Origin of the sequence: Pedobacter foliorum, from assembly GCF_013266735.1 — a bacterium.
GTDB classification, from domain to species: domain Bacteria; phylum Bacteroidota; class Bacteroidia; order Sphingobacteriales; family Sphingobacteriaceae; genus Pedobacter; species Pedobacter foliorum.
Window position 1 is genome coordinate 23,721 of the sequence record NZ_JABSNU010000006.1, and the last position, 5,893, is coordinate 29,613.

Genomic DNA, 5,893 nt, shown 5'->3' on the forward strand with positions numbered 1-5,893 from the left:
ACATAAAACACAAAGAATATGGCAAACATTAGAAAAGGAATTTTAGGACCTATTTCAGGGCAAATAGGTCCAGTAATTGGTAGTAGCTGGAAAGGAATACCATACGTCCGTGGAGAATCGCAAAAGGAACCAAAAGAAAGGACTCAAGGGCAGCTCGCTACTCAACAAAAAATGAATTTTATAAACAATATGCTAGTCCCCTTTCACCCCTACATCAATATTGGTTTTGCGAACAATGCATTCCAAAAAACGGAAATCAGCGCTGCGTTTTCTTTAAATTACAACACAGCATTTCTTGGAATTTATCCAAATTTAAGTGTTGATTACAGTAAACTGATTTTAAGTGTTGGCAAACTACCAATGATTGAAGACATTACCATAGCATTGATTGATCCGGAAAATGTAAAGCTTACCTGGTCTCAGAACAATGTTCAACCTGCCTCTTTTAACGACCAGTTAATGCTGATACTTTACTGCGAAGAACTGCATAAAGCTGATGGAATGGTTGGTGGTTTTAAGCGTACAGATACTCAATGTACGTTCAAATTTAACCCAAAATTTGCAGGAAAAACCTTGCATATTTTTGTTAGTATGACTTCAGCAGATAGAAAAAAAATAGCTAACAGCGTTTATTTTGGGACGCTTTAATAAGCAGCCAAAAAGATTGTTGATTTAAAAATCTTATGTTTTTTAAATCAACAACTTTAGTTTAATAAGGTTACTTTGAGGTTGAATTACTTTTTAACGAACTGATTGTTGAAGAACATCAGCTGAAAGCCGATGGCATTTTTCCAGTAATCCCAGTTATGCGATCCTGGTCTGATGGTAAAATCGTGCGGAATGTTGTTGTACAGCAGCTTTTCGTGCAGTTTTACGTTCACATTGTAAAAGAAATCATCAGAACCACAGTCGATATTTAAAGCCAATTTGTTGGGTACAAGCAAATAAGTTAAGTCGATAACAGAATTTGCGACCCAGCGCTCTGGATATTTATCTTCAGGTCCTAGGCGTTTTGCGATGTCCCAATTTAACGGAAAAGGCTTAATATCAACACCACCACTCATACTACCGGCCGCACCAAATACATCCTGATGTTTAAAGGCCAAATACAGTGCGCCGTGGCCACCCATACTTAAGCCTGTAATTGCACGGCCTTTTCTATCTTTTATGGTTTTGTATTTCTGATCTACCCAATTAACCAATTCGGTAGCTACATAAGTTTCATATTTCCAGGCAGGGTCTTCCGGACTATCAAAATACCAGCTGGTCACATTTCCATCAGGGCATACAATGATCATCTGAAAATTATCAGCATAGTCTTTAATTGCAGGCACTTTATTTACCCAACCGGAATAAGCATCGCCTGCTCCGTGAAGCAAATAAACCGTCGGGTAGGTTTTGCTTTCGCTGTAACCTTCGGGTGTAATCACAACCGCTTTGATATTTTTCTTCATCGCAGCGCTATAGGTTGATACTGTATCAACCTTAGCTGCAAAAACAGACTCGACACTTAAAAATGATAAGATGCCGATGAGAAAACCCCATTTTTTCATTTTCTAATTACTTATCCAGGTACATGCAGCACCAACAAGAGCGGCATCTTCCCACATCTCGCTTTGCTTTATTACCACGGTTTTATTAACTAATTTATCTTGCAATTTAGTAATAAAATAATCCCATGTTTTAGCAATGTTTCCACCAATTACTAACACCTGAGGATTTTCATCAGCAATAAAATCATTTAAGAAAGTGGCCAAATTTGTAGAGAATTCTTCAAACAACTGATCTTTTATAGATTCGTCTGCGGTAGCAAGCAATTCTTCTACGTTTTTAGCATCTTTTCCAGTTAACTCTTTATAGTGTTTTAGGAACCATCTGGTTGAGATATATTCTTCGGCAATACTGTCTAAGAAAGGAACAAATGCACGATTTACATCAACAACTCTACCATTACAGTTACTTGTTGAGCCTAATCCTGTACCTAAGGTTACCCCTATTGCTCTTTCAAAATCTGAAGCAGCGCCTGAAGCAAGTTCGCCTCTTAAAAATGCTTCTGCATCATTTATAAAAACGATATGATCGCCGGGAATACCTAATTTTTCAGATAAAATGGTGCGGATGTTTAATCCATATAATGAATCGTATTTTTGCTGGCCTTTCATTAAAGAGATACCTTCCTGATAATCAAAAGGTCCGGGCATAGCAATACCAATTCTTATTGTTTCTTCAGACGACTTTAAAATTAATGAAGAAAGTGCATCAACCCAAGATTGAATAATTACCTCAGAATTTTCGTCCATTGAAGCAACGCGCAAACGCTGCATGGTACTATCAATAACTTTATATGTTGTACAATCTACGTGTGCTGCTGTGATGTGAGATCCGCCAATGTCAACCCCGATGAAGGGAAGTCTAGAGGTTTTAGTGTTCATTTAGTTTAGGTCTATTTGGTTACAATAGAATTGATTTCATTCTATAACCCAAATAAAGGCATTTAAACCGTTTTAGCAAAATTTATTTGCATTTTTTTATTGGTAGTTCTGAAGGAGATAATTAAGCTAATACGATTGGGCTAATCAAAACAAACCATTGCACTAAAATTCTCTTTATGTTACAACAATGGCGATTCTGCTAAAGCGTTTGTTATCCAGAATTTATTTCAGGACCTCGCAAAAGAAGGTCATATTTCGCACTAGTAAGGCATTCTTTCTCTAGCGAGATACCGCGTTAAATTACCGACAACAAACAGAATTCGTCATCCTGAATTTATTTTGTTTCGCAGCTTCTTCGAGGTCAGGACCTCTCAAGAGAAAGAAAACCTTGCTAGTGCGAGGTCCTGAAATAAATTCAGGATAACGAACACTTATACCTTTACTTCAAGTTTTTAAACTCTGTTCTTCTGTTTAGCTGATGTTCAGCTTCTGTACATTTTACACCATCGGCACATTTATTTAACAGCATAGTCTCACCGTAACCTCTGGCCGTTATCCGGTTTCTCTCAACACCTCTATCTAACATATACTGCACTGCAGAATTCGCTCTTTTTTGCGATAACCATTGGTTGTACTGAGCATTACCTCTACTATCTGTATGAGAACCCAATTCAATATGAATCTCTCGGTTTTCTTTCAATATGGCTATCAGTTTATCTAGTTCTTTAGCCGCATCAGGTCTGATATTTGATTTATCAAAGTCATAATAAATATTCTTCAACACATAGGTTTTACCCGGTATAAATATCTCTTTTTTCAAGAAAGCCTGTATGTTTAAAGTATCAGATTTAGTGATCCCTTTGGTACTTACCGGAATGGTTGCCGATGAATAATGAGGCCTGCTAAATTCTACATTATAGGTTTGATCTTTTTCTAAGCCAAAAAAGAAGTTCCCATCTGCCCCAGTCACTTTCTGACTAATAGCCACGCCTTGTGCATCTTTCAAAATCACAAGCACCGAATCAAGCGGCGACTTTGTTTTAGTATCGGCAACTGTACCCTGAAGGGCAAGTATTATCTGCTGAACAATCTCTTGATTAAAGCTATAGATATCATCGTCGCCAGCGCCACCTTGGCGGTTCGAAGACAAATAGCCAGATTTACCATCAAGTGAAACATAGTAAAAATCATCACTGGTTGAGTTTGCAGGATACTTCAGATTTACTGACGTTGTCCACTTAGCTCCCGAACCTTTACTGGTGTAAATATCATAGCCACCCATCCCTACTTTACCTTTAGAGGAGTAGTACAAATCGCCATCACCGGCAATAGTCGGAAAAGCTTCTTCTTCTGTTGAATTAATCTGCGGGCCACAGTTTGCAGGAGCACCCCAGCTGCCATCAGTTTGTTTTAAACAATACCAAATATCAGTTTTACCTAGTCCACCAGGCATATCTGAAGTGAAATACATTACGCTTCCATCCTTAGAAATTGCGGCATGTCCTACAGAAAACTCTTTCACATTATTGTAAGCAAAAGGTTTTATATCCTGCCAGTTACCGTCTTTTTTCACTGCAATCATTATTTCTAAACGACGGGTATACAAGCGTTCTCTCGACTTTTTACCCGTCGATTTATCAATTGGCAATTGGCGGGCTGGCGTTCGGGTTGCTATGGTTACATAGGCCGTATCTCCCGTTGGGCTCAAAACTAATGGAGCAACATGGTAATCAACCTTAGATGGAAAGTTCTGCTTGGTAACAACCGGAAGTTCCTTTTCCACGTTTTCTTTTAAAGAAGCCAGATACAATTTTAACCATGAATTACCTGTCCAGGCATAAACATCTTTATTGTCTTCGCCCGCCTCAGCAGTCCTGTCAGATGTAAACACAATCCCTTCATTACCGTAAAAACTTGCGCCCCAATCAGAGTATTTACTGTTTAAACCTTGTGCGTTTTTAATCTTTAAAGCTGTTGGGTTTTTGATCCAGACGGCAGCACTATCACAAGAAACCATTTTAATGGCGGCTGCCTGAGGTTTTCCTGATTTAACACCATAGATTGTGTATTGTTCCTTTGCTTCTTCAAACTTTTGATTTCTTTGAAGTACTTCTCCATAGTAAAAATGGTCTAACGGCTCTGACTTAGGATTTTCTATGATTTTAGCATACCATATTGCCGCATTATCATACTCGTTCATCATCCTGTAACAAGTAGCCAATTGCTTCAAAATCTTTACATCAGGATTCTTTTTATCGGCCAATATTAGATATAATCTTGATGCGTTATAATATTCATAACGCTCAAAAAGCTTATCTGCTTGTTGTTTACGACTCAACTGTTCTTGTCCAATGGCATAATAGTTACCAATGAAAACTGTTATTATGGTGATGACAATACTTCTGCTCATCAGGTTTTTAATTGCTATTCTGTTCATATAATTATGCTCAGCTTAAAAATAACGTGGACTTAATACTCTTTCTTTTTTACCCGGGAGACTGATGCTCACAGATATTTCGTGCGAACCCTGCTGATAATTGGCCAGCTTACTGGTGGTATAATCATATGAATAACCAACCCTAAAACGTGGTGTAAGGTAAAACTCAACAATTCCGGAAATGGCATCGCTTTGATCAAGGTCTTTTTGCAGATTGTTCTTTTTCCAAAGCTTAACACCGGTTCTGTAAGAAGCACCCAACCAAACAGTTTTATTAATTAGTAAAAAGGCATTAAGATCTAAATTGGTTGGCCCCTTAAAATCTTCCTTAAGCATAAAAGTCGGCTTAAGATCCAAAGATTCCGAAAGAGGCAGCATTAACCCACCAGTTAAATACAGGTGACGCACTTGTCTTAGCACTTTGTAATTATCGGAGGTAACGGTATCCTTTCCTAAGCCAGATAAAAGATCCATTACTGATGCGCCCAAATAAAAGGTAGGCGTATAGTAATAAACTCCGAAACGGAAATCAGGGGTTAGTTTACTTTGATTTCCTAATGGAATAACTCCATCCCCAGGGTCTGTTGGATTAAATTTAGTTCCGTCGAGATTGTACTGTGTAACTCCAAATCCCAATCCAAAGCTTAGCCTTTTAGTATCCTCATCATCTAACTGTAAACGGTAAGCATAGTTACCGTATACAGAAGATGTATTTTGAGCACCTAGCCGGTCTGTAGTTGCTACAAGACCCAACCCTACTTTTTTATTGGGGTTTCTCGTTAATCCGTCAAATGATGCCGTACCGGTCCGAGGCGCACCATCAATCCCCACCCATTGCGAGCGAAAACTAAGGCTTGCCGTCCAGTCTTCCTTGTATCCGGCATACGCCGGATTAACCGCCAGACCATTAAAAACATATTGACTAAATTGTATTGTCTGTTGCGCATATCCGCTGCTTATACTTAGTAAAAGCAGAAATAACAACCCGTATTTTCTAAATCCTTGCATGTCCTTATCTTAAATT

General features: G+C 38.4%; 5 protein-coding genes. 1 reads left to right on the plus strand and 4 read right to left on the minus strand.

Annotated elements, in window-relative coordinates:
• Positions 1-18: 18 nt before the first annotated feature.
• Positions 19-648 carry a DUF6266 family protein gene (locus HQN83_RS13375; protein WP_173090862.1) on the plus strand — a complete coding sequence of 210 codons (630 nt, stop codon included), beginning with the start codon at positions 19-21 and terminating at the stop codon, positions 646-648.
• Between the two features lie 86 nt (positions 649-734).
• On the opposite strand, the gene HQN83_RS13380 is transcribed toward HQN83_RS13375, so the two are convergent.
• The 4 genes from HQN83_RS13380 to HQN83_RS13395 all read right to left on the minus strand — a co-directional run bounded on the left by HQN83_RS13380 (position 735) and on the right by HQN83_RS13395 (position 5,877).
• A complete protein-coding gene (locus HQN83_RS13380; RefSeq protein WP_173090863.1) occupies positions 735-1,553 on the minus strand; it encodes an alpha/beta hydrolase in 819 nt (272 codons plus the stop codon).
• A 3-nt stretch (positions 1,554-1,556) separates the two neighbouring features.
• On the minus strand, positions 1,557-2,432 hold the full coding sequence (locus HQN83_RS13385) for an ROK family protein (protein WP_173090864.1): 876 nt from the start codon (positions 2,430-2,432) through the stop codon (positions 1,557-1,559).
• 439 nt (positions 2,433-2,871) lie between these two features.
• Positions 2,872-4,869, minus strand: coding sequence for an OmpA family protein (locus tag HQN83_RS13390; RefSeq protein ID WP_173090865.1), 1,998 nt, complete (start codon positions 4,867-4,869; stop codon positions 2,872-2,874).
• Between the two features lie 15 nt (positions 4,870-4,884).
• Positions 4,885-5,877 carry a PorP/SprF family type IX secretion system membrane protein gene (locus tag HQN83_RS13395; protein WP_173090866.1) on the minus strand — a complete coding sequence of 331 codons (993 nt, stop codon included), beginning with the start codon at positions 5,875-5,877 and terminating at the stop codon, positions 4,885-4,887.
• Positions 5,878-5,893: the final 16 nt, after the last annotated feature.